22 protein-coding genes are annotated in these 22,793 nt (G+C 71.3%); 15 read left to right on the forward strand and 7 right to left on the reverse strand.

Annotation, left to right across the window (positions count from 1 at the left end):
• Positions 1-213: 213 nt before the first annotated feature.
• A complete protein-coding gene (locus ABZ815_RS30975) occupies positions 214-864 on the forward strand; it encodes a DUF1707 domain-containing protein (protein WP_357704113.1) in 651 nt (216 codons plus the stop codon).
• A 6-nt stretch (positions 865-870) separates the two neighbouring features.
• Here ABZ815_RS30975 and glpX read toward each other — a convergent pair whose 3' ends face one another.
• Positions 871-1,905, reverse strand: coding sequence for a class II fructose-bisphosphatase (gene glpX / locus ABZ815_RS30980; RefSeq protein WP_357704115.1), 1,035 nt, complete (start codon positions 1,903-1,905; stop codon positions 871-873).
• Positions 1,906-2,152: 247 nt separating this feature from the next.
• Here glpX and ABZ815_RS30985 point away from each other — a divergent pair, with 247 nt between their 5' ends.
• Genes ABZ815_RS30985 through ABZ815_RS30995 form a run of 3 tightly spaced genes read left to right on the forward strand, consistent with a single transcriptional unit; the run spans position 2,153 to position 3,564 of the window.
• Positions 2,153-2,761 carry a TetR/AcrR family transcriptional regulator gene (locus tag ABZ815_RS30985; protein WP_357704117.1) on the forward strand — a complete coding sequence of 203 codons (609 nt, stop codon included), beginning with the start codon at positions 2,153-2,155 and terminating at the stop codon, positions 2,759-2,761.
• An 11-nt stretch (positions 2,762-2,772) separates the two neighbouring features.
• Complete coding sequence (locus ABZ815_RS30990; RefSeq protein ID WP_357704119.1) at positions 2,773-3,303, forward strand: DUF4245 domain-containing protein; 531 nt, start codon at positions 2,773-2,775, stop codon at positions 3,301-3,303.
• Positions 3,304-3,336: 33 nt separating this feature from the next.
• Positions 3,337-3,564, forward strand: a complete 228-nt coding sequence (locus tag ABZ815_RS30995) for an exodeoxyribonuclease VII small subunit (protein ID WP_125636712.1) — start codon at positions 3,337-3,339, stop codon at positions 3,562-3,564.
• A gap of 16 nt (positions 3,565-3,580) precedes the next feature.
• Here the strand turns inward: ABZ815_RS30995 and ABZ815_RS31000 are convergent, their stop codons facing one another.
• Positions 3,581-3,994: a nitroreductase family deazaflavin-dependent oxidoreductase gene (locus ABZ815_RS31000; protein ID WP_357704121.1), complete on the reverse strand. Its 414-nt coding sequence runs from the start codon at positions 3,992-3,994 to the stop codon at positions 3,581-3,583.
• A gap of 83 nt (positions 3,995-4,077) precedes the next feature.
• Between ABZ815_RS31000 and ABZ815_RS31005 the strand changes: the two genes are divergently transcribed.
• Positions 4,078-4,683 (forward strand): helix-turn-helix domain-containing protein, encoded by a 606-nt coding sequence (locus ABZ815_RS31005; RefSeq protein WP_357704123.1) that lies wholly within the window; start codon positions 4,078-4,080, stop codon positions 4,681-4,683.
• Here ABZ815_RS31005 and xseA read toward each other — a convergent pair.
• Complete coding sequence (gene xseA, locus ABZ815_RS31010; RefSeq protein WP_357704127.1) at positions 4,680-5,882, reverse strand: exodeoxyribonuclease VII large subunit; 1,203 nt, start codon at positions 5,880-5,882, stop codon at positions 4,680-4,682. The two genes, ABZ815_RS31005 and xseA, sit on opposite strands and share 4 nt — an antisense overlap.
• Before the next feature lie 26 nt (positions 5,883-5,908).
• A complete protein-coding gene (locus ABZ815_RS31015) occupies positions 5,909-7,024 on the reverse strand; it encodes a hypothetical protein (RefSeq protein WP_357704129.1) in 1,116 nt (371 codons plus the stop codon).
• 100 nt (positions 7,025-7,124) lie between these two features.
• On the opposite strand from ABZ815_RS31015, the gene ABZ815_RS31020 reads away from it, so the two are divergent.
• On the forward strand, positions 7,125-8,090 hold the full coding sequence (locus tag ABZ815_RS31020) for a 4-hydroxy-3-methylbut-2-enyl diphosphate reductase (protein WP_357704131.1): 966 nt from the start codon (positions 7,125-7,127) through the stop codon (positions 8,088-8,090).
• On the opposite strand, the gene ABZ815_RS31025 is transcribed toward ABZ815_RS31020, so the two are convergent.
• Positions 8,087-8,596: a DUF6542 domain-containing protein gene (locus tag ABZ815_RS31025; protein ID WP_357704133.1), complete on the reverse strand. Its 510-nt coding sequence runs from the start codon at positions 8,594-8,596 to the stop codon at positions 8,087-8,089. The genes ABZ815_RS31020 and ABZ815_RS31025 overlap by 4 nt on opposite strands.
• A gap of 14 nt (positions 8,597-8,610) precedes the next feature.
• The gene (locus ABZ815_RS31030) at positions 8,611-9,876 is read right to left on the reverse strand and encodes a DNA recombination protein RmuC (RefSeq protein ID WP_357704328.1); all 1,266 of its coding nucleotides are present in this window, start codon (positions 9,874-9,876) and stop codon (positions 8,611-8,613) included.
• Between the two features lie 86 nt (positions 9,877-9,962).
• Here ABZ815_RS31030 and ABZ815_RS31035 point away from each other — a divergent pair, with 86 nt between their 5' ends.
• Together ABZ815_RS31035 and ychF are read left to right on the forward strand one after the other, a co-directional pair.
• Complete coding sequence (locus ABZ815_RS31035; protein WP_357704135.1) at positions 9,963-10,688, forward strand: hypothetical protein; 726 nt, start codon at positions 9,963-9,965, stop codon at positions 10,686-10,688.
• Between the two features lie 11 nt (positions 10,689-10,699).
• Positions 10,700-11,776 carry a redox-regulated ATPase YchF gene (gene ychF, locus ABZ815_RS31040; RefSeq protein ID WP_357704137.1) on the forward strand — a complete coding sequence of 359 codons (1,077 nt, stop codon included), beginning with the start codon at positions 10,700-10,702 and terminating at the stop codon, positions 11,774-11,776.
• A 6-nt stretch (positions 11,777-11,782) separates the two neighbouring features.
• Here the strand turns inward: ychF and ABZ815_RS31045 are convergent, their stop codons facing one another.
• Positions 11,783-12,073, reverse strand: a complete 291-nt coding sequence (locus ABZ815_RS31045; protein ID WP_357704139.1) for a hypothetical protein — start codon at positions 12,071-12,073, stop codon at positions 11,783-11,785.
• A 197-nt stretch (positions 12,074-12,270) separates the two neighbouring features.
• Here ABZ815_RS31045 and ABZ815_RS31050 point away from each other — a divergent pair, with 197 nt between their 5' ends.
• From ABZ815_RS31050 to ABZ815_RS31080, 7 genes are all read left to right on the forward strand, one after another.
• Positions 12,271-12,570 (forward strand): hypothetical protein, encoded by a 300-nt coding sequence (locus ABZ815_RS31050; protein ID WP_357704141.1) that lies wholly within the window; start codon positions 12,271-12,273, stop codon positions 12,568-12,570.
• A gap of 623 nt (positions 12,571-13,193) precedes the next feature.
• Positions 13,194-13,946 (forward strand): conjugal transfer protein, encoded by a 753-nt coding sequence (locus ABZ815_RS31055; protein WP_357704143.1) that lies wholly within the window; start codon positions 13,194-13,196, stop codon positions 13,944-13,946.
• Between the two features lie 81 nt (positions 13,947-14,027).
• Positions 14,028-14,273, forward strand: a complete 246-nt coding sequence (locus tag ABZ815_RS31060; protein ID WP_352325464.1) for a hypothetical protein — start codon at positions 14,028-14,030, stop codon at positions 14,271-14,273.
• Positions 14,274-14,328: 55 nt separating this feature from the next.
• Entirely contained in the window at positions 14,329-17,301 is a 2,973-nt protein-coding gene (locus ABZ815_RS31065) for a TcpE family conjugal transfer membrane protein (protein ID WP_357704145.1), read from the forward strand.
• A gap of 47 nt (positions 17,302-17,348) precedes the next feature.
• Positions 17,349-19,826, forward strand: a complete 2,478-nt coding sequence (locus ABZ815_RS31070; RefSeq protein ID WP_357704147.1) for an ATP-binding protein — start codon at positions 17,349-17,351, stop codon at positions 19,824-19,826.
• The gene (locus ABZ815_RS31075) at positions 19,823-22,165 is read left to right on the forward strand and encodes a type IV secretion system protein (RefSeq protein ID WP_357704149.1); all 2,343 of its coding nucleotides are present in this window, start codon (positions 19,823-19,825) and stop codon (positions 22,163-22,165) included. The genes ABZ815_RS31070 and ABZ815_RS31075 overlap by 4 nt, the downstream gene beginning before the upstream one ends.
• A gap of 2 nt (positions 22,166-22,167) precedes the next feature.
• The gene (locus ABZ815_RS31080) at positions 22,168-22,791 is read left to right on the forward strand and encodes a hypothetical protein (protein ID WP_357704151.1); all 624 of its coding nucleotides are present in this window, start codon (positions 22,168-22,170) and stop codon (positions 22,789-22,791) included.
• The last annotated feature ends 2 nt before the right edge of the window (positions 22,792-22,793 follow it).

A 22,793-nucleotide genomic window follows, 5' to 3' on the forward strand; every position in this document is an offset into this window, starting at 1 on the left:
CGCCGGACGATTCCGGCGTAGCGCCCACCGGCGCGCTGACGTGCACAGTTCGCTCCACCGTCGCGCTCTCCCTCCCGCTCGACCGGCGCGCCGACGCGAACGGAGAGCAGGCCCGGGAGAGCGGCGCGTTGCTCGGGCGGATTCGCGGATGTGCGCCCTGTTGGTCCGCTCTTGGGCGAGCGAATACCCGGGCCGCCGGATATCGTCAGAAGTGTGAACGAACGCGCGGGATCGTGGTTGCCGAAGCTGCAGGAAGTCGGAGAGCGGCTTGCCGAAGAGTTCGTGACGTCCCGGCGCGCGTCGTCCGCGCCCGGCCTGCCGCAGCCGCACGAACTGCGTGCCTCCGACGCCGACCGCGAACGCATCGCGCAGGTTCTCCAGGACGCCCACGCCGACGGCCGGCTCGACCTCGTCGAGCTGGAGGAGCGGCTCGGCGTCGTCTACTCCGCGCGCACGCTCGGCGACCTGGCCGGGCTCACCGCCGACCTGCTCCCGGCCGAGGAGCAGCCGCTCAACCTCGACGGCCGGCCGGTGTCGGCCATCTTCAAGAAGGAGCAGCGCGGCGGGCGCTGGGTGGTGCCCGCCGAGCTCGACGTCACGGCCATGTTCGGCACGACCAAGCTGGACTTCCGCGACGCGATCCTGCAGAACAGCCGGATCGTCATCAACGCCACCCTGGTCTTCGGCGGCCTGGAGATCCACGTGCCGGAGGACCTTGAGGTGATCAGGGTCACCAAGGACAAGACCGTCCGCCTGACCAGGGAGCCGGCCGAGCCCGGCGGGCCCGTGGTCGAGGTGCGCACCACGAACTTCGCCGGCGAGGTCAAGGTCAAGGAACCGCCCAAGCGCAAACGCCGCCGCTGAGAAGGGTCAGCCGGCCGTGTCGAAGTTGATCGCGCTGTAGGCGCGCAGCTTCCACAGCTGGTGCTCGCTCTCGATCTTCCTGATGGTCCCCGACCGGCCGCGCATCACCAGCGAGCTGGTCACCGCCGCGCCCGACCTGAACCGCACGCCCTGCATCAGCTCGCCCTGGGTGATGCCGGTCGCGGCGAAGAACACGTCGTCCGACCTGACCAGGTCGTTCGTGGTGAGCACCTGGCTGAGGTCGTGCCCGGCGTCGACGGCCTTGCCGCGCTCGGCGTCGTCCCGCGGCCACAGCCGGCCCTGGATCACGCCGCCCAGGCACTTGAGCGCGCACGCGGCCACGATGCCCTCGGGCGTGCCGCCGATGCCCAGCATCAGGTCGATGCCGGTGCCCGCGCGGGCCGCCATGATCGCGCCGGCCACGTCGCCGTCCACGATGAACTTGATCCGCGCGCCCGTCTCCCTGATCTCCTTGACCAGCCTCTCGTGCCGCGGCCGGTCCAGCACGACCACCGTGACGTCGGACGGCGAGCAGTGCTTGGCCCTGGCCACCGCGTTGATGTTGTCGGCCACCGACGCCTCGATGTTCACCACGTCGGCCGCCTCCGGCCCGGTGACCAGCTTCTCCATGTAGAACACCGCGGACGGGTCGTACATCGAGCCGCGCTCGCTCACCGCGATCACCGACACCGCATCCGGCATGCCGAGCGCCGTCAGCCTGGTCCCGTCGATCGGGTCCACCGCCACGTCGCAGTCGGGGCCGCTGCCGTCGCCTACGCGCTCGCCGTTGTACAACATCGGGGCGTGGTCCTTCTCGCCCTCCCCGATGACCACCACGCCGTTCATCGACACGGTGTTGATCAGTTGGCGCATGGCGTTGACCGCCGCGCCGTCGGCGCCGTTCTTGTCGCCGCGGCCCACCCAGCGGGCCGCGGCCATGGCGGCCGCCTCCGTCACGCGTACCAGCTCCATCGCCAGGTTGCGGTCGGGGGCGTGCTCGCCCGTCGCGAGCGCTGCCGGTACCGACGTCTGATCGGACATGCTGAGCCTCCTCGTTGAGAACACTCTCGATCGTAGTTGCCGGTCTATTCCCGGCCAGAGGGGGATAATCTGCCCACTCCTGCATGCTCCTCCGCACGAGGGCCGCCGCGTGATGGTCAGGGACCGGCGAAAAGGGATATCTATATGGGTGCCCGCATGACGGAGAACGGATTTTGCGCCATATCGCGTGCGCGTCGAAGATCTCGCCTCCACCATGGACATGCGCCCCCGCCGTGGAGGAGATCGAATGAGCGAAGTGGAACACGCGGTGACCCAGCCGCGCACGTCCGAGCGGGGAGCTGCGACGCGGAGCTCGCTGCTGGCCGCCGCGAGGGAGGTCTTCGTCTCCAAGGGCTTCGCCGAGTCCGGCGTGACGGACGTCGTCGCCAGGGCCGACGCCAGCGTGGGCAGCCTCTACCATCACTTCTCCGGCAAGGCCGACCTCTACCTCACGTTGTGGGAGGAATGGCAGGCCCGGCAGGCCCAGCGCACCAAGCAGGCCGCCCGTACGGCCCGCGCCGCCGGCGAGGGCGACCCCATGCGGGTGTTCCTCGACGCCGCCCGCGCCTATCTCGAAGGCTGCCTGGAGGAACGCGAGCTGGCCGTCCTGTTCCTGCGCGGCGACGGCCCGCCCGGCTTCGAGGTGGTCATGCGCGACCGGCTGCGCACGTGGGCCCAGCGCAACGCCGCCCTGTTCGAGGACGAGCCCGCGCTCGTCGTCGTGGTCACCGGCGCCCTGGCCGCGGCCGTCAGCGAGATCGTATTCTCCGGCGACCGCGCGATGGTCGACCAGGTGCTCGCGATCATCGGCCAGATCAGGCCCGCCACTTCGGCGACCGCGCCCGCCAGCGGGTAACCTCGCCAAGTGTGCGACGGTTCACCCAAGGTTTCTACGGCTACGCGGTAGCCCTCTTCGTGTGCATGGCGGGCGTGGGGCTCTTCATGCTCGTGGCTCCGCAGAGCCGTGAGGAGCACATCCCGCGGCTCGACTACTCCATCACCGTCGCCAACTTCGGGCACGGCGTGCCCTACCAGGTGTGGTCCCCGCAGAAGGACCCGGCGGGCTGGGTGCCCAACAGCAACCGGATCGCCAAGGGCCAGAACGGCGCCCAGGTGCTCTACCTCGGCTACGCCACCGCCGCGCGCCAGCACGCCATGTTCGCCCAGAGCGACGAGAAGCCGGCCGCCGAGTTCGCCAACCGCATGACCGGCATCGCCAAGCCGTCCGGCAGCCAGCAGGTCGGCGGGGTCACGTGGGAGAAGCGCTTCCGCGAGGACAAGAACCAGCGCTCGCTCGTACGCGTGCTCCCCGACGTCACCCTCGTGATCACCGGCACGGCCGACTGGCCCGAGCTGACCGAGCTGGCCGGGCTCCTCCAGCAGCGCGCCAAGGGATGACCCGGGCCGGGCGCGGCGTCTAGGGTGGTTGCTGTGGCAGACGAGAAGACACCTTCGTACGAGCAGGCCCGCGAGGAGCTGACCGAGGTGGTGCGCCGCCTGGAGACGGGCGGGCTGACCCTGGAGCAGTCGATCGAGCTCTGGGAGCGCGGCGAGAAGCTCGCGGCCGTCTGCGAGGAGTGGCTCCAGGGCGCCCGGGTCAAGCTCGCCGCCGCCATGGCCAGGCGCTCGGAGCCAGGCGCCGACGACGCCCCCTTCTGATCCGCCGTCCCGAACGTCAGGAGCCGGTGCGGCCCAGCGCCACCACCGGGATGCGGCGGCTGGTCTTGGCCTCGTACTCCGCGAAGCCGGGGGCGATCTCGACCATGCGGGCGTAGAGCCGGTCACGCTCGTCGCCCTCGATGAAGTCGGCCTTCACCTCGAACGTCTCGGTGCCGATCTCGGCGGTCGCCGCGGGGTTGGCGCGCAGGTTGTGGTACCAGGCCGGGTGGTTGTCGGCGCCCGCGTTGGAGGCGATGATCACGTAGCGGTCGCCGTCGGGCAGGTACATCACCGGCGTGGTCGTGCGGTTGCCGCTCTTGGCGCCCGTCGTCGTGAGCAGCACCAGCGACGCGCCCTCGAACGGGCCGCCCACCCGGCCCTCGTTGGCCCGGAATTCGTCGATGATCTGCTGGTTGAACGAGTTGGTCATCTCAGCTCCTCATAATCGGAGAGTTCTCCGATTCGGAGAATACCGGAGAGCTCTCCGCTGACAAGCGGGGTTATGCTCCAGGCGTGTGCGCACGTGACCTGCTGCCCATCGTCGGGCAACCCCAGCCCGAGCGGGCCGACGCCGCGCGCAACCGCCGGAAGATCATCGAGGTGGCCGCCACGATGATCGCCGAACGCGGCGCGGACGAGCTCTCGCTCGACGAGGTGGCCAAGGCCGCCTGCGTGGGGGTGGGCACCGTCTACCGGCGCTTCGGCGACCGGGCGGGGCTCGTCCTCGCGCTGATCGACGAGCGGGAGCGGCGGTTCCAGGCGGCGTTCCTGAGCGGCCCGCCGCCGCTCGGGCCCGGCGCGCCGCCGGCCGAGCGGGTCACGGCCTTCCTGCACGCGCTGGTCGACCGCATCGTCGAGCAGCAGGACCTGTTCCTGCTGCTGGAGAACGGGCCGGGCAAGGCGCGCTACAGCGGGCCGTACCGGGTGCATCAGGTGCACCTGGCGGGCCTGCTCGCCGAGGTCCGTCCGGGGGCCCACGTCGCCTACCTGGCCGACGCGCTGCTCGCGCCGGTCACCGCCTGGCTGATCAAGTTCCAGCGGGAGGAGCGGGGCATGACGGTGGAGGGCGTCAAGGCCGGCCTCGCCGACCTGGCCGCCGCCGTCGTGCGCGGGCCCTAGTCCTCCGTACGGACCGAGAGCCGGTCGTCGCTGAGCCGGATCGTCAGCGGAGTGCCCGGCGGCACGTCCTTGGCCAGGCGTACGACCTCGCCCGACGGATGTTGCACGATCGCGTAGCCGCGTTCCAGCGTGGCCGCCGGGGACAGCGCGACCAGGCGGGCCCGCAGGTGCGTGAGGTCGTCGGCGGCCCGGTCGAGCGAGCCGGTCAGCGACCGCCTGGCCCGCTCCCGCAGCGCGTCGACCTGCTCGGCCCGGCGTTCGAGCTCGCGCACCGGATCGGCCAGCGAGGGCCGCGAGCGCACCGACGTCAGCCACGACATCTCGCGGTCGAGCCAGCCGTTGAGCACCCGGCGCCCGCGGTCGCGCAGCTGGCGGATCAGAGCGAGCTGCTCGCCCACGTCGGGGACGACCTTCTTGGCGGCGTCGGTGGGCGTGGAGGCGCGTACGTCGGCCACCAGGTCGAGCAGCGGGCTGTCCTGCTCATGGCCGATCGCGCTGACCACGGGGGTGCGGCAGGCGGCCACCGCGCGTACGAGGGTTTCGTCGGAGAACGGCAGCAGGTCCTCCAGCGAGCCGCCGCCGCGGGCCACGACGATCACCTCGACCTCGGGGTCGGCGTCCAGCTTGCGCAGCGCCTCGGTGACCTCCCCGACCGCGTACGGCCCCTGGACGGCCACCTCCTCCACCTTGAACCGCACGGCCGGCCAGCGGCGGCGGGAGTTCTCCAGCACGTCGCGCTCGGCGGCCGAGTCGCGCCCGCAGACGAGCCCGATCGTGCCCGGCAGGAACGGCAGCCGCCGCTTCCTGTCGGCGTTGAACAGCCCCTCGGTGGCCAGCAGCCGGCGCAGCCGCTCCAGCCTGGCCAGCAGCTCGCCCACGCCGACGGGCCGGATCTCCATCGCCGTGAAGGCGAACGAGCCCTTGTTGACCCAGAAGTCCGGCTTGACGTGCACCACGACCCTCGCCCCGTCGGACGGGCGCGGCTCGGCGGCCTCGTAGACGCCGCGCGGAGCCGTGACCCGGGCCGAGACGTTGGCCACCGGGTCACGCAGGGTCAGGAACACCGTGCCGCCGCGGGCGCTCAGATCGGTGATCTGGCCCTCGACCCACACCGTGCCGAGCCTGCCGATCCAGCCGCCCACCATCTGCAGGACCGTGCGGATCGGCAGCGGAGACTCGGGTGTGGTCTTCGAGGTCATGGCGGAAGACTACGGGTTCGCTGCGACTATTCCCCGGCCCGCAGCTTGGCCAGCCGGTTCTCGAACATGCGCACGACCTCGTCGCGGGCGTGGGTGGCGCGCTCGTAGGCGAGGTAGTCGCCGATCTGCTCGGCGGACTTTCCGCGCATCCTGGCCCGCAGGGAGGCCACGGTGAGCTCGGAGTAGCCGGGCAGCGGCTCGGCCAGGTCGTCCGGGACGACCTTGGGCTCGTCCGCGTGGGCGGCCGGCTCGGTGGCCTCGGCGGCGGCCTTGAGGACGCCTTCCTGGGGCGCGGCGGCGGGCTCCGGCTCCTGGGGCTCCTGGGCGACGGCGGCGGGCTTGGCGGCCTTGGTCGCCTTCGCGGGCTTGGCGGTCGTGGTGGCCTTCGTGCTCTTGGCGGTCTTCGTGCCCTTGGCGGCCCTGGCGGGCTTCGCGGCGCCCTTGTCGGCGACCTCGGTGGCCTCGGTGGCCTCGGTGGCCTCGGCAGCGGCGGCGGCCTCAGGCGCGGCCTCGGCCTCGACCGCGGCCTTGTGCTCGGCGACCGCGGCCACGGCGGCGGGCTTGGACTCCACCGCGGGCTCGGCTTCGACGGCGGGTTCAGTGGCGGCCTCGACGGCGGGCTCGACCACGGTCTCGGCCGGGGCTTCCGCCTTGGGCGCGGCTTCCGTCTCGGCGACGGCTTCCGGCTTGGTCTCGGTCTTGGACTCGGTCTTGGGCCCGGCGTTGGACTCGGTCTCGGTCTTGGGCGCGGTCTCCGGCTCGGTCTCCGTCTTGGTGGCGGTCTTGCCCGCGGGGGCGAAGATGACCGGGTCCGGCTTGCTCTTGGACGACCCGTTGGGCGCGGCCTCGGGACGCGGCGCGAAGATCACCGGCTCCTTGCGCGCCGGCTTCTCGTCCTCGGCCGGGGGAGCGGCGACCTGCTCGGCGGCGGAGGGAAGCGACTCCTTCTCCTCCTCGCGCTCCTCCTTCGAGCCCAGCCCCTTGATGGAGTTCTTCATCCGGTCCACCACCAGCAGCGCCTGTCCGGCGGCGCTGAGCGTGGTCTGGACGACGAGCAGCGGCAGGTCCTTGGCCTTCTCCTTGAGTTCGTCCTTGTTGGTAACGGTTCTGGCGATGTTGCGTATCACGTCGCTAAGGGACATGACGTCTCCCTGGGAGGTCAGTATTGGACGGCCAGTCTGGCAAACGGCGGGCGACCACGCACGCGCAGCCCTGATGGCCGCTCCACGTAGCATAAGAAGTATGGAGCCCCAGACCCCCACTTCCCGCCGAGTACTCGTAGCCAAGCCGCGCGGCTACTGTGCCGGAGTCGATCGAGCCGTGGTAGCGGTCGAGAAAGCCCTGGAGCAGTACGGCGCGCCGGTCTACGTCCGCAAGCAGATCGTGCACAACACCCACGTCGTCAAGACGCTGGAGGCCAGGGGCGCCATCTTCGTCGAGGAGACCGACGAGGTGCCCGAGGGCGAGATCGTGGTGTTCTCGGCCCACGGCGTCTCGCCGGCCGTGCACGAGGAGGCCCGGGAGCGCGGTCTGCGCACCATCGACGCCACCTGCCCGCTGGTCACGAAGGTGCACAACGAGGCCAAGCGGTTCGCCGCCCAGGACTACGACATCCTGCTCATCGGGCACGAAGGCCACGAAGAGGTCGAGGGCACCGCGGGCGAGGCCCCCGACCACATCCAGCTCGTCGACGGCCTCGACTCGGTCGGCAAGGTGCAGGTGAAGGACCCCGACAAGCTCGTGTGGCTGTCCCAGACCACCCTGTCGGTCGACGAGACCACCGAGACGGTCGCCCGCCTCAAGGAGCGCTTCCCCACCCTGCTCGACCCGCCGAGCGACGACATCTGCTACGCCACCCAGAACCGGCAGGTCGCGGTGAAGGAGATCGCCGCCGAGGCCCAGCTCGTGATCGTGGTCGGGTCGGAGAACTCCTCCAACTCCAAGCGCCTGGTCGAGGTGGCCAAGGACTACGGCGCCGATGCCGCGTACCTGGTGGACAACGCCGGCTTCATCCAGGACGAATGGCTCGAAGGCGTCACCACGGTCGGCCTGACCAGCGGCGCCTCGGTGCCGGAGGAGCTGGTCGACGAGGTGCTCGAGCGGCTGGCCGGCCACGGCTTCGGCGACGTGCGCGAGGTCGAGTCGGTGCAGGAGAGCATGCGCTTCGCGCTCCCGCACGAGCTGCGCAAGGACCTTCGCGTGTCCTAGTCGTCGCCGCGCGGGGTGCCGTAGACCTTGGGCTCGAAGTAGCCCTCCGGCTCGGGCACGAACGGCTGGCGCGGGCGCGGCACCTCCGCGCCCGCCTTCAGCTCCTCGCGCAGCTCCCGCACGTTGTCGCGCAGGCCGCGCCGCCAGGCCACGGCCAGCACGACCGCGGAGCCGGCGAACAGCCAGGGCGCGCCGCGGGTCAGCGAGCCGTACAGGCCGAGGGCCAGCGACTGCACGATCGACACCGAGCCGAACGCGCGCCCGAGCTCGACGAAGAGCGTCGCGCAGAAGAACACCAGCGGCGGCGTGACCACCAGCGACAGCAGCTCGCGCTTGTTGACCAGAAGCGCGCTGAGCAGGCACGACACCACGAACGCGGCGCCCACCAGGTAGGACAGGCCGAGCACCGCGGTCAGGACATAGCCCGCCAAGGTGGCGACCAGAGTGAGCGCGATGGCGCCGCGAGCGGTCAGCCTGACGCCGGAACGCCTGCCCTTCTCTGCCACTCTCCCACCCCCGTTTACGGCGACCCGCCTGCCAACTTACCGTTCGAGTGCGAAATGAGAGACGTGGTTTCGAGCAGTTCGGGCGAGGCCAGAGGTCTCGGCAGCCCTTCGAGCATCTCCGGGGCCTCCAGATCGCCGTCCACGACGCCCAGATCGTTGAGTTTGCGCGCGGTGACCAGGACGCGGCTTTCGAGCGAACCGACCGACTTGTTGTACGCCTCCACCGCCCGCGTCAACGCCCTGCCCAGCGACTCCACGTTCCTGCCGAGGGACGCCAGCCGCTCGTACAGCTCCTTGCCCAGCTCGAACACCGCCCGCGCGTTCTCGCTCAGCGCGGCCTGCTGCCAGGCGTAGTGAGCGGTGCGCAGCATCGTGATCAGCGTGGTCGGCGTGGCGATGTGCACCCGCCGCGCCATGGCGTACTCCAGCAGGGCCGGGTCGCGTTCGAGGGCGGGCGCGAGGAACGCCTCGCCCGGGATGAACAGCACGACGAACTCCGGCGACGGGTTGAACCCCTGCCAGTACGCCTTGGCCGCCAGCCGGTCGACGTGCTCGCGCACATGCCTGGCGTGCGCGTCGAGCCGGACGGTGGCCAGCGACTCGTCGCCCGCCTCCGCCGCCTCCAGGTAGGCCGCGAGCGAGACCTTGGAGTCGACCACGATGTTCTTGCCGCCGGCCAGCCTGACCACCATGTCGGGACGCATCGCGCCCTCGGTGACCTGCTCCTCGAAGTCGCAGTGGCGCTGCATCCCGGCGATCTCGGCCACCCGGCGCAGTTGCAGCTCCCCCCACCGTCCGCGGGCCTCGGGTCGCTGCAGGGCCCTGACCAGCGCGGTCGTCTGCGAGCGCAGCTGTTCGTTGCTCTGCTGCACGAACTCCATCTGCTTGGCCAGCTCCGCCCGCGCCGCCCGCTGCCCGGCCTCGGTGTCGCGAAGCTGCGACTCGACCCGCGCGAGCGCGTCCTTCAGCGGCTCGACCAGGTGCTCGACGGCCTGCCTGCGCTGGTCGAGGTCACCGGCGGCCTCGGCCCGGCTGGCCGAGAACCGGGTCTCGGCCAGTTCGAGGAAGCGCACGTTGTTGACGTCGAGGGCGCGCGTGGACAGGGCCTGGAAACGTTCGGCGAGCTGTTCCTCGACGTAGACCAGCTTCTCGGCGGCCGACCTGGCCCGCGCGTCGGCCTCGGCGACCCGCACCGCCGCGCGGGTCCTGGCGACCAGGAAGCCGACGAGGAGTCCGAGGGCGAGCCCGATGAGCAGCGAGACGACATCCACTCCAACGATGATTGCAGCACATCGCGTCTGGATCTTCCCGACACGCTTGCGGAATCCGCTTGTGCGCCGACTCATCCGTCACGCACAGTATTGAGATGGCTACCGATCTGCGGCTCGCAGTCGCCGTGTCCGCGGTGTCGGTGGCCCTGATCGCCCTGGCCGGAGCCGTGTTCACCGGTCCGGGCCCCGAGGCGCCCGCGGTCTCCCGTCCGACCCTGCGCTGGACGCCCGGCGCCTGCGTGACCGAGCGGTACGCGCTCATCGCCTGCAACGGCGGCGACTTCGAGGTGCTGGCCATCGCGCACGACCCGCCGCTGCCCGCCGACTGCCCCGACGACACCGACGACGTGCTCCGCATCGGCCTGGGCCGCACGGCCTGCGTGCGGTCCTTCCTGGCCCCGCACGCCGGCGCACCCGGCGGTGGCGGCGGCGTGCTCAGGTCCGGCGACTGCGTGGCGCTCGACGGCCGGGAGCGCCCGTGCGCGGGCTCCGGCTGGTACGGCAGGTCCGTCGCGATCGCCTCGTCCGCGCGCGAATGCCCCGCGACCACCCTCGACACGCTCGAAAGCGGAGCGGACGTCGTCTGCCTGGGGCCCGGTGGCCAGGTGCTCGCCGAGGGTGCGTGCGTGGCCAGACCGGCCGCCGACGTGGTCGCCAGGTCGGCGGTGACCAGGGCCGCCTGCGGCTCGTCCGCCGCCTGGGCCCGGGTCGTCTCCTTCGAGACCACGCCCTCGGCCTGCCCGGCCGACGCCCAGCGTTACCTGCGCGCGGCGCCCGGCACGTACCGTCCGGTGACCTGCCTGCACCTGCTCAGCAAGTAAACTCGCTGTCCGTGAGCCTCTCCATCGGCATCGTCGGCCTGCCCAACGTCGGTAAGTCCACGCTTTTCAACGCGCTGACCAAGACCGGCAACGCACTCGCCGCGAACTACCCGTTCGCCACCATCGAGCCCAACGTCGGGATCGTGGGCGTGCCCGACGACCGCCTGCCCAAGCTGGCCGAGATCTTCGGCTCGGCCCGCATCCTGCCCGCCAAGGTCGAGTTCGTCGACATCGCCGGCCTGGTCAAGGGCGCATCCGAGGGGCAGGGCCGGGGCAACCAGTTCCTTGCCAACATCCGCGACACCGACGCGATCTGCCAGGTCATCCGCGTCTTCGGCGACCCCGACGTCACGCACGTCGACGGTGAGATCTCCCCCAAGCGGGACATCGAGACCATCAACACCGAGTTGATCATGGCCGACCTGCAGACGGTCGAGAAGGCCGTCCCGCGCCTGCAGAAGGAGGCGCGCAACAACAAGGACAAGAAGGCCGCGCTGGAGGCCGCCGAGGCCGCGCTGGCCGTCCTGGAGACCGGCAAGACCGTCTTCGAGAGCGGCCTCGACCGGGAGGAGCTGCGCGAGCTCCACCTGCTCACCGCCAAGCCCTTCCTCTACGTCTTCAACCTCGACGCCGACGAGCTGACCGACACCGCGCTCAAGGAGCAGCTGTCGGCCCTCGTCGCCCCCGCCGAGGCCGTCTTCCTCGACGCCAAGATCGAGTCCGAGCTGGTCGAGCTCGACGAGGAGGAGGCCCTGGAGCTGCTCCAGTCGGTCGGCCAGCAGGAGTCGGGCCTGCGCCAGCTCGCCCGGGTCGGCTTCGAGACGCTGGGCCTGCAGACCTACCTGACCGCCGGCCCGAAGGAGACCAGGGCCTGGACGATCCGCAAGGGCGCCACGGCGCCCGAGGCGGCCGGCGTGATCCACACCGACTTCCAGCGCGGCTTCATCAAGGCCGAGGTGGTCTCCTTCGACGACCTCGTCGAGGTGGGCTCCATCGCCAGCGCCCGGTCCGCGGGCAAGGCCCGCATCGAGGGCAAGGACTACGTCATGCGCGACGGCGACGTGGTGGAGTTCCGCTTCAACGTCTGATCCGCGCTATCCGAGAAGCCCGCCGAGCAGGGCCGCGGGGCCGCCGCTGAGCGGGAGGCCGCCCCCGCCGCCGCTGTTGCCGGCGGGCTTCTTGTTGTCGAAGTGGATGAGCTCGTTCGCGTACGTGCCCCCCTGGCACACGGCCTTGCCGCGGCCGACGGGGGTGACCTTGCCGCCCGCGCCCGTGCACTCGCTGTCGGTGACCCAGGAGGGCGCGGCGGCGGCGGGGGAGGGGGCGGTGAGGGCGAACGCGGCGAGTGCGGCGGCGGGCAGGAGGGCGGCGGCGAGGCGACGCATCACATCAGTCCAATCACGGTGGGCTAACTTTCGCTACGCTAGGTTACCGGCGGATCGCCGTCGAAAGCCCATCGTCCGGATGACGAACTCGCAGGCCCTTCCGGGATTATGTGATTCCGGGACAACTGAGGCGTCAACCACTTTGGGTCCCTACGCGTCGAATCGTCACGGCGTTCACGCTGACTCGGGAGGCCCTCATGATCCGACGCATCATCCGGAAGCGACGTCCGGCGCCCACGCTCGCGGGCATCAGCCTGGAGGAGGAGCTGGCCCTGATCAGGGTCGAGCTCATGTACGGGCTACGCGTCAACCGTGAGGCGTACCTGCGCAGGAAGGTCGACGAGCGCAACGAGCTGGCCAGCCGCATGCGCGAGCGCGACGCCGCCTCGATGCTGGCCGACCTCCGGGGGTCGCTGGAGCGCGCGGTGTCGCCCACGGTCGTCGACCTGCACAGCCGTCGCCGGGCACGCGCCGGCCAGGACCCCGAGCCCGCCTGAGCCGAGAGAGTCGTACCCCCGGAAGTGGCACATAACACCCTCTGTCCTCCTCTCATGCCAAATGCGCAGGTCGTGAGCATCTATGCCTGTTTTGGACAGCAATCCATGTCCGCCGCGCTAGGCGGAAATAGGCGTCTGGCCTGGTCAAATGGTGATTCCACCGGTAACTGACTGGAAGCGGCACTGAGTCCTGCCATACGGATCCGGTTTGCCGTCAAGGCGGTCATGCCTGCAGCATGGGCGTGGCTTTCCTGGAAGAATGGCGGGACCGGATAGGGTGACTACTTCACCGCGGATGATGGGGATCGGCAACGGACGACACCGCGCCAACCGGGGGGATCGGCGCGAGCGGAGGCGTGATGGCTCGTAGGTCTACCGTCCAGCACGATCCTCGGATCGCTGGCGAGCCTGAGCTTTCCGCGCGCCCGGACATGGCTGACTTCGACGCGCCGCCCTCGCGCAGGCCACGTCGGGGCGGCTGGTCCGGTGGCGGCGGACGGTGGCTGGTTTGGGCCGGCCGCATCATTCTCTGGGCGCTTATTGTGGTTATCGTGGTGAATGGGATTCGTGCCCCATTTGAGCGGTTTACCCAGCAAGGGCCCACGACGACCAATGGCGCCGTCGTGGCGCACAAGGGATTCCCCGCTGACCAGGGCATGGCTTTCGCCGCCCAGTTCGCGGGGGTCTATCTGAATTTCAGTCCGGAAGACGCGGCCAGCAGGACCAGGAAGCTGGCCGCCTTCCTGGCCGAGGGCATGGACGCCCAGATGTGGTGGGACGGCTTCGGCAAGATGGCCGCCGTCGCGATCCAGCCGTACGACATCGAGGCGTCCGACGCCCAGAACGCCGTGGTGAGCGTGGCCTTCCAGTCCGGGCCGCGCCGGCTCATGCTGTCGGTCCCGATCTACTACTCCGGCGACGACAACGGCAGGCGGTTCGTCATCTCGGGCCGCCCGGCGATCCTGCCCGCGCCGGCTCCCGCCGACCTCCCGCAGGTCGCGAAGCCGGAGGCCGACGACGCGGCGGCGGCCGAGCTCAAGCCGCAACTGGAGGGCTTCTTCAAGGACTACGCCTCCGGCGACACCGCCGGTCTGCAGCGTTACGTGGCCGCCGGGAAGACGCTGCCGAGCTTCGGCAGCGCGTTCACCTTCGCGGAGTTGAAGGACATCGTGGTGCCTGTGGGGGGTGCCACCCGAGAGATCCAGGCGGTCGTGGTGTGGATCGTGCCCAACGGCGACGCTCCGGCCACACCCAGTGCCACCGACCCGGCCGCCGTCGGCGGGCGGCTGGAGCAGGCCTACCGCCTCACCGTGGAGAAGCAGGGCGACAAGTGGTACGTCGCCGACATCCGCGGCGCTGGTCGGGCCGTTGGATAGACGCACGACCGCGCTGTTGTTCGGTACCCCCCGGGAGGACAAGAAGTGACGTTGAAGACCGTAGTGCTCACCTTGATCGAAATGTCGCCGTCGCCGTCGCCGACCGGCATTGACACCGGAGGGCTCGCCAACTTCCTGCGGGCCTTCTTCGCCCCGTTGTTCCTGGTCGTCGTCTCCGTGGTCGCGCTCTTCTTCCTCTTCACCCGTGAGATCACGCGTTTCGTCCAGTTCCTCATCCTGGCTGTGGCCATCGGAGTGATCTTCTACGTTCCGAACATCATCGAGGTGACCGCGAAGGCGATCGCGGGCGCGCTGGGCATCAAGTAAAGGGTTGAGACCGCTCCAGGGCGGTCATGTACGAGCGGGTGGAGAGGAGGACTGCGTGGACCTGCCCACGTATACGAACATCTGGCGCATCGAGAAGCGGCTCTACAAGCTCTACGACCTTCGCCTCCCGATGCCGCTCCCCATCGTCTGGATCGGCGTGTTCGTCGGGGTGTTCGTGCCGTGGTCCCTCCTGCTGATCCTGGTGGGCGTGCCGGTGGCCATGCCGTGGCACGTGTTGTTCCTGGTCCCGCCGGGGATCGTGACGTGGTTGTCCACGCGTCCCGTCATCGAGGGGAAGCGGCTCACCGAGCTTCTCGAGTCCCAGCTCCGCTACCTGGGCCAGCCCAAGGCCTGGTACCGGCTCGCGCCCACGTCCGAGCCCGAGGGGGTCACGTTCTCCGGGCGCGTGTGGCGTACCACTCCGGTGCGGGTCAAGGCGAAGGCGGCGCGCAAGGCCCGCCAGCCGCAGCGCAAGCGCGAGGGGCAGCGGATCACCGGGCCGCGGCAGGTGCGTCCCGCCGTGGCCGCCGCGGCGGCGGCCGCCCAGCAGGCGCCGGTGGCGGAGGCCCGTACCGGGTGGGGGTCGCGTACCAGGCGGGGCACGGCTCCCGCGCTGGCGCCGCAGGCCCGCCGGGCCGCGCCCGCCTTCGGGCAGGACGTGCCGCTGGTCCTGGTGCCCGGGGATGAGAACGGACCGGCGTCGTCGCCGGTCGAGCACGACGTCGCCGCCGGAGAGCTGGCCAGCCGCGAGCTCACCGGCGGCGCCCTCCCCGTCCGCCCCCGTCACGCCCGCTCCGAACGCGACGCGGGCGGACGCGAGGCCCCTGAGCGCGACGCCGCAGGGCGTGATGACGGGCGCGGTGACGGGCGCGGCGACGGGCATGGCGACGGGCCGGCCGCCGTCCGCGAGGAGCGGCTCGAAGCGGCGCAGGCGGGCGAGCGTACGGACGCCGAGGCGGACAGGGCGTCGGCCGAGGCACAGGGCGGTCGCGGGGCGGTCGTGCCGATCCGGGCGGCGGAAGGGCGCAGGCCCGTGTCCGGCAAGCCGATCGACACCGAGGCACTGCGGCGGCTGCGCCGGCTCGCCGCCAGCGCCGACGCCCCTCCGGAGCCATCCGGACGCGGCGTTGCCGAGCGCCGTGACGACGTGAGCGATCGTCGTGCTGCCACGGACGAGCGCCGTGACGACGTGAGCGAGCGCCGTGCGGCCACGGGCGAGCACCGCGTTGACGTGGGCGAGCGCCGTGCGGCCACGGGCGAGCGCCGCCAGGGTGCCGGTGAACGTCCCGAAGGCGCGGACCGTGAGGGCGAGGGCCGTGAGGACGAGAACGCGATCGCGCGCGACCAGCACAGGAAGGGGCAGCCGCCGCGAGGCGGGCCCGGCACGGTGATCCTGGGCGCGCAGCGTTCCTGGCCGCCGATCGACCCCGACGCCAAGCCCCTCTCCGGTCCGACCCTCCGCCTTGAGGACCAGATCCCCAAGGCCGAGCGCCCCGCCACCTCCGACGGCGCTCCCGCGGGGGAGACCGGTCCCGCCGCCGGCGCGGACGTCGCGGCGTCCGACGCCGCCCCCGCTGAACGGCCCTCGGGCACCGAAGGCGGCGCCCCCGCTGATGGCGGTACCGCCGGCGACGGTGGCGATGCCCCCGCCGGGCAGGCCGCCGCCGAAGCGGACGCATCCCACGGAGAGCCCGGCACCGCCCGGGCGGACGCCCCCTCCCACATGGACGCCCCCTCTCACGTGGACGCCCTCGCCCCGGTCGACGCCTTTGCGCCGGACGACGCCCCCGCTCGGAAGGACGATGCCGTCGGTGCGGAGGCCCCTGTAGGCCACGTCGGTGATGCGCCTGCCCTGGACGAGGAGCCCGCGCCCGTCGAGCGAGTGCATGCCGAGCCGGTCCGCGACGAGCGGGTCGAGGACGAGCCCGTTCGGGACGAGCCTGTGCGAGAGGTGGCGGCGCGGCAGCGGCCCGTCGGCGGGAGGTCAGGGGACAGGGCTGGAAAGTTCGTGGCGCCCGTGCCGGTTCCCAGGCCTGGTGAGAGCAGGCCCGCCGAGGGACGGGTGCGCAGGGTCGAGTCCGTCGTCGGCCGGGACTCCGGCGGATGGCGCAGGATCGCCCAGGTCGTGGTGGGCGGAGGCGGCGTACGAACCGACGCGTCCGAGATCGACGAGGCCAGGGCCAGGGCCGTGTTCGGCGGGAGCCGGCGGATCGTGGTGCTCGGCTGCACCGGCGGTGCGGGCCAGTCCACGACGGCGCTCATGCTCGGCCACACCTTCGCCACCTACCGCGACGACCGGATCGTCGCCGTCGACGCCAACACCGGCGGCACCACCCTGACCAGCAGGATCGAGCCGGAGACGCCCGAGACCCTGACGTCGTTGCTGTCCGGGCTCGACCAGGTCAGCGGCTACCTGAAGATGCGCGGCTTCACCACCCGCACCGCCTCCGGCCTGGAGGTGATCTCGGCCGACACCGACGCGGGCGCCGAGCAGCGGCTCGCCGACCGCAGCTTCTTCTCCGACCACCGTCTCGGCGAGTCGATGCGGTTGCTCGACCGCCACTACAAGCTGTCGGTCATCGACCCGGCCGCCGCGCTCGCGGCCCGCATCCTGCCGTACGCCGACCAGCTCGTGCTGGTGGTCCCGGCGAGCGAGGAGGCGGCGGAAGCGGTGGCGATGACGTACGAATGGCTGGACGGGCACGGGTGCGGCGAGCTGCGCAGGCGTGCGGTGATGGTCGTCAACGGCGTCAGCAGGCGTTCGATGGCCGACGTCGAGCAGGCGGAGGCGGTGGCCAGAGGCAGGTGCCGGGCCATCGTCCGGGTCCCGTGGGAGGACGGCCTGGCGCCCGGCGGCGCCGAGATCGTCGACCCCGGTCAGTTGCGCGCGGCCGGACGGCGGGCCTACCTCGCCCTCGCCGGCGTCGTGATCGCAGGCTTCGCGGTACAGGCACACGGACAGGCCGTCCGACCGAGCGAAGAGGAGTTGGCGAGTGACCCCCCGGGCACGAGAATCGGTGAGCGTTAAGTGAACATGCGAGCAGGTCTGGCCCGTTCATGCGCCGAGGGGGCGGCATGAGCAGGGCGTCCCGAGCGCACCAGCGCCTCGCGGTCCGGTACTTCGACGACCGCATCCTGCTCACGGACACCTGCGCGTGGGCGTACTTCCGGCTTCCGACGGTCAGCTACGAGTTCGTCACGCCGGAGGAACGCGAGGCGCTGGCCACCAACGTCACGATCGCGCTGGCCGCGATCAGGATGCCCGACGCCGAGGTCCACCTGCGGGTCGCGCACCGCACCTACCCGGCGGCCGAGTGGGCGATGGCGCTCAATGCCACGTCCGACGAGGGGCCCGGCTGGCGCGACTACCTGGAGGAGATGTACCGGCACGTCTGGGCGAAGGACTTCTGGTCGAAGGAGGTCTTCCTGGGCGTACGCCTCGGGCCGCGCGGCAAGCAGCTCGGCAGCGGCGTGCTGTCCCAGCTCCTCGGCTTCTACCAGAAGACCGAGAAGGCGCTCGGCATGGAGGACGACCACGTCCCGGACAGCGAGATCGGCCGTTGGACGGAGTCGGCCGAACGGCTGGGCAGGGCGCTGGCGTCCAGCGCCCTGTACGCCAGGCACGCCACGTCCGTCGAGGTGGCCTGGCTGTTCCAGCACGCCGCCGCCGGAGCGCTCGGCGACCCGCCGCCCTCGGCCAGCCCGAAGCGGCGCTGGGGCAAGGGCGAGATCGAGTCGCTGGTCGAGGGCGAGATCCACAACGGCAGGTCGTTGCTGCGGATCGTGCAGCCGCAGGGCGACTCGTACGTGGCCCATCTGTCCTTCGCCCGCTTCCCCGACCTCATGCCGTTCCCCGACGGCGAGCCGTGGATGCACTTCGCCGACCAGCTGCCCTTCCCGGTGGAGATCTCGTCCAGGATGCGGCTGATCCCGCCGGTCAAGGCGTCCAAGGACGTCGCGCGCAAGCTGGCCCACGCCCGCGACATGGACCACCACATCCGCGAGGCGGGCGCGGAGGCGCCGATCGCGCTGGCCGAGCAGATCGACGCGGCCCGCATGCTCGAACACGGCATCACCAAGGAACGACTGCCCTTCGTGTACGGCTGGCACCGCCTGATCGTCTCGGCCCCCACGGAGGACATCTGCGTGCAGCGGGTCGAGGCGGTCGTCGAGCACTACCGCGACATGGGCATCGACGTGGTGAACTCGACCGGCGACCAGTTCTCGCTGTTCTGCGAGACGCTGCCGGGCGAGAAGGTGCGCGTCAACGCCTACGCCCAGCGTCAGCCGCTGCGGACGATCGCGGGCGGCATGGCCACGGCCACCGTCGACCTCGGCGACCGGCTCGACGACGGCAGCGAGGGCTGGCTCGGGCCGTACATCGGGGAGACGGTCGGCCGGGCGCGCAGCATCGTGCACTTCGACCCGCTGCTGGCCGCGAGCCGCAACCGGCCGACCGCCATCGCGATCACCGGCGAGCCGGGCGGCGGCAAGACCACGCTCGCGCTGCTGATGATCTACCAGATGGCGCTGCGCGGGGTCACGGTCGCGGTGATCGACCCGAAGGGCGACGCCGAGTCGCTGGTCCAGCTCCTGGAGAAGCGCGGGCGCAAGGCCAGGGTGATCCCGCTGGGCTCGGCCGCGCCGGGGCTGCTCGACCCGTTCTCGTTCGGCGACGACATCGCGGCGAAGAAGACCATGGCGACCGAGACGCTGCGGCTGCTGCTGCCCCGCATGTCGGAGGAGCGCGAGTCGGCCATGATCCAGGCGGTGGCCGCGGTCTCCAACGGGGCCGACCCGTCGCTGGGCAAGGTGGTCGACTACCTGGAGCAGGCCGACGACCCGGCGTCCAAGAACCTGGGCGCGGTGCTGCGTTCGATGTCGGAGATGCACCTGGCCCGGCTCTGCTTCGACCCCTCGGGCGGCGACCAGATCGACAGCGAGGGCTGGACCACCGTGTTCACCCTGGGCGGGCTGACGCTCCCCGACGTGGCCACGACCAGGGACGACTACTCCTACGAGCAGCGGCTCTCGGTGGCCCTGCTCTACCTGGTCTCGCAGTTCGCCCGCAGGCTGATGAACGGCCTCGACCGCCGCGCCCCCAAGGCGATCTTCCTGGACGAGGCGTGGGCGATCACCTCCACGCCCGAGGGCGCCAAGCTCGTGCCAGAGGTCAGCCGTATGGGACGGTCCCGGAACACGGCGCTCGTCCTGGTGTCCCAGAACGCCGGAGACCTGCTGAACGAGCAGGTGACCAACTGTCTGTCCTCGGTGTTCGCGTTCCGTTCCACCGAAAGGGTGGAGGTGGACCACGTCATGTCGCTGCTCGGCGTGGAGCCGTCGGAGGAGCACAAGGCCGTGCTCCGCTCGCTCGGCAACGGCGAATGCGTATTCCGTGATCTGGATGGCAGAGCCGGGCGCATCGGAGTAGACCTGATCTCCGAAGAACTGCTCCGCTGGCTCGACACGAACCCGACACACGACAAACCAGACGGTGGCGGGCATGATGATCTTCGAGGGGGCGTGGGCAGGGCGCAGGAGGTGCGGTCATGAAGATCCGACTATCCCGACGACTGGCGCTGGTTCTCGCGCTGGTCAGTGCCGTTCTCGTGGTTCCGCTGGTGGTGGGCGGTTTCTCCACGCCCGTCGCGGCGGCGCCCTGTGACCTGTCGGGGCCCCTCAACCCCGAGATGATCGGCGGCGGCACCGACGGAATGATCCAGCCGCCGCCTCCCGCGGGCGGCGCCCAGGCCCCGACGACGAACTACGGCCAGTTCGGCATGGCCGGCCAGTTCTGGCAGACCCACGGGCTCGGCTGCTCCGACTACGTCGCCGTGCTGGGCAACATGTGGGCCAACGGCGTCTTCACCGCGGCCAAGGCCATCGACCGGCTGACGATCACGACGTACCAGGCGGCCGCGACGGAAGGGCCGCTCCAGTCGATCAAGGACGTCGTCGACGACATCGTTCAGAACCTGTCCGAGGCCATGTACTGGCCGTTCCTGCGGCCGATCGTGATCCTCGGCGCGATCTGGCTCGCCTGGTACGGCCTGATCCGCAAGCGGGCCACCACCACCGCCGAGGGCGTGATCTGGATGGTCCTCGCGGTCACCGTGGCCGTGTGGTTCTTCAGCCGGCCGGGCGACTTCACCGGGCTCGGCAAGGTCGTGACGGACAAGACGGGCGAGGTGGTCAACTCCGCCTTCTCCGGCCTGCCGGGCGCGGGCGGCGCGTCCTGCCTGCCACCACCCGGCCAGACGAACCCGCAGATCAAACCGGGCGGCTACGGCCAGGTCGGCACCGCCGGCGTCGATCAGAACGCCGACGCGCTGTGGTCCACCCTGGTCTGCAAGCCGTGGCTGGTGGGCATGTTCGGCACCGCCGACCCGCAGCAGCCGATCGTGCGCGACTTCGGGCGCAAGATGCTGGAGACCCAGTCGATCGCCCCAGCCGTGGCCGGCCAGCCCGCCCCCGACATCGCCGCCCACCAGGCCGAGTACGCCAAGGTCGCCGAGCTGCTCAAGAACGACTCCCGCTACACGGTCTTCTCCGGCCGCGACTGGTCGAGCAGGCTCGGCGTGTCCGTCGGCGCGCTCATCGCGGCGGTGGTGGCCGGGCTGCTGATCTTCCTGGTGGCGGTCTCGCTGCTGGTGCTCAAGGTGGGCTTCCTGCTGCTGCTGATACTCGGGCCGGTGTTCCTGCTGGTCGGCGTCCATCCGGGCAGCGGGCGCATCATCGCCATGCGCTGGGTGGAGATGCTCGTCGGCACGCTGCTCAGGCAGGCGGTGCTGACGCTCGTCCTCAGCGTCCTGGTCTACGGGTACGCCCTGATCATCTCCACGGCCATGCCCTGGGGGCTGCAGGTGCTGTTCATGGCGCTGCTGACGATCGCGGTGTTCTTCTACCGGCGTCCGTTCCAGCATCTGTTCGCGTCCCTGAGCGGCCACACGGTCGCCACCCGCATGCTCGGCGACGCCGCGAGCTCGCCCGTGCTGGAGCGGGCCGCGAACGTGCTGCCGCCGGTCGCCGGCGGCAAGCTCGGACGCTGGGGCCTGCGCAAGGCCGAGCCGCTCATCAGGGCGGCGGCCGCGGGCAGCGGCGCGGGCGCGGCGGCCGGCGCCGCGGTCGCCCAGGCGCGCATGCGCGGCGAGGAGGGCGAGGGCGTCTCGGCGGGCACCCGGATGCCGGTGTCGGCCGCGCCGCTGGACACCGACCAGCAGGGCGGCAAGGCGGGGGCCCGGCCTCCGCTCGAACCCCGCAGGGGCACCGCGCCCCCGCTCAACCTCGGCGGCCAGGCCGGCAGGACGCGCGGCCCGGCGCCGAGCGGCGCCCGCGGAGCGGGCTCCGGTGCGGCGGCCGCGGGTGGCACGCCGTCCGGGGGCATGGCCGCGGGTGGCGGCTCCGCCGGAGGTTCCGGCGGTGGCGGCGGTGGCGCTGGTGGCGGTGGCTGGTTCGGCGGCCGGTCGGGTGGCGGATGGACCTCGCGGGGCGGCGCGTCCGGTGGTTCGCGCAACGGCACCTCGGGCGGTTCGCGCGGCTCCCGGTTCGGCGGGTCCGGCGGGGGTGGCGGCTCGCGGTCCTCGGGGTCGCGTACGCGTGGCTCCGGTGGCGGGCTGTTCGGCGGCGGTGGCGGTTCGGGGTCCGGTTCCGGTGGGTCCGGGGGCGGGTTCTTCGGCGGTGGCGGGTCCAGGAACGGTGGCGGGGCCAGGTCCGGGGGGTCGGCGTCCCGGCCGTCCGGCGCGTCGTCGGGGCCCAGGATCTTCGGGTCGGACGAGTCGTCGTCCCGCTCGTCCGAGGCGCCGCCGCTGTGGTTGCGCAGCGGCGGCAACGGCGGCTCGGGTGACGATCCGTCGGTGCCGTTCTGGCTCAAGCCCAACAGCGGCAAGGACTGACCATGGCTCAGTCCGGTGACAAGCGCGGGCTGGCCTTCGCCGCCATCGTCGTGGTCATCGCCGCGGTCGGCGTCTACCTCACGATGTGGCCGAGCTCGGACGATCCGCCCGAGCAGGCCCCGTCCACGGGCAGGACGTCCGCGGCCGCGCCCTCGGCGCCCAGCAAGCCGCTGGCCACGGCCAGCGACGCGCCGTTCGACGTCTACTCCTACCTGCCGATGAAGAAGGAGCAGCTCGCCGCGGCGGCGGACCTCGCCGAGCGCTTCACCGCTGTCTACGGCACCTTCAGGTACGACGAGGAGCCGGCCGCGTACGCGGCGAGGGTCAAGACGTTCACCACCGCCGAGCTGGGCAACATCCTCACCCGGACGCTCACCTCGGCGGGCACCGTCCAGCAGAACCGCGACGACCAGGTCGTCTCCCAGGCCACGGCCCGACTGAAGGAGATCAGGCAGATCGAGAAGACCTCCATCGTCTTCGTCGTGACCGAGACCAGGCAGGTCACCGCGAAGAGCGGCAGCAGGCAGGACGTCGAGGACCTGGCGGTCACGGTGAGCCAGCTCGGCGCCGACTGGCGGATCTTCGACGTGCTGCCCGCCACCGAAGGCCAGGACGGGGACAGCTAGCG

Origin of the sequence: Nonomuraea sp. NPDC047529, from assembly GCF_040642995.1 — a bacterium.
Classification (GTDB): domain Bacteria; phylum Actinomycetota; class Actinomycetes; order Streptosporangiales; family Streptosporangiaceae; genus Nonomuraea.

Excerpts from the sequence above, each read along its gene's own strand:
- glpX (WP_357704115.1), bottom strand. The coding sequence starts at position 1,905 with ATGTCCGATCAGACGTCGGTACCGGCAGCGCTCGCGACGGGCGAGCAC.
- ABZ815_RS30985 (WP_357704117.1), top strand. The coding sequence starts at position 2,153 with ATGAGCGAAGTGGAACACGCGGTGACCCAGCCGCGCACGTCCGAGCGG.
- ABZ815_RS31000 (WP_357704121.1), bottom strand. The coding sequence starts at position 3,994 with ATGACCAACTCGTTCAACCAGCAGATCATCGACGAATTCCGGGCCAAC.
- xseA (WP_357704127.1), bottom strand. The coding sequence starts at position 5,882 with ATGACCTCGAAGACCACACCCGAGTCTCCGCTGCCGATCCGCACGGTC.
- ABZ815_RS31015 (WP_357704129.1), bottom strand. The coding sequence starts at position 7,024 with ATGTCCCTTAGCGACGTGATACGCAACATCGCCAGAACCGTTACCAAC.
- ABZ815_RS31020 (WP_357704131.1), top strand. The coding sequence starts at position 7,125 with ATGGAGCCCCAGACCCCCACTTCCCGCCGAGTACTCGTAGCCAAGCCG.
- ABZ815_RS31035 (WP_357704135.1), top strand. The coding sequence starts at position 9,963 with ATGGCTACCGATCTGCGGCTCGCAGTCGCCGTGTCCGCGGTGTCGGTG.
- ABZ815_RS31045 (WP_357704139.1), bottom strand. The coding sequence starts at position 12,073 with ATGCGTCGCCTCGCCGCCGCCCTCCTGCCCGCCGCCGCACTCGCCGCG.
- ABZ815_RS31050 (WP_357704141.1), top strand. The coding sequence starts at position 12,271 with ATGATCCGACGCATCATCCGGAAGCGACGTCCGGCGCCCACGCTCGCG.
- ABZ815_RS31060 (WP_352325464.1), top strand. The coding sequence starts at position 14,028 with ATGTCGCCGTCGCCGTCGCCGACCGGCATTGACACCGGAGGGCTCGCC.
- ABZ815_RS31070 (WP_357704147.1), top strand. The coding sequence starts at position 17,349 with ATGAGCAGGGCGTCCCGAGCGCACCAGCGCCTCGCGGTCCGGTACTTC.
- ABZ815_RS31075 (WP_357704149.1), top strand. The coding sequence starts at position 19,823 with ATGAAGATCCGACTATCCCGACGACTGGCGCTGGTTCTCGCGCTGGTC.
- ABZ815_RS31080 (WP_357704151.1), top strand. The coding sequence starts at position 22,168 with ATGGCTCAGTCCGGTGACAAGCGCGGGCTGGCCTTCGCCGCCATCGTC.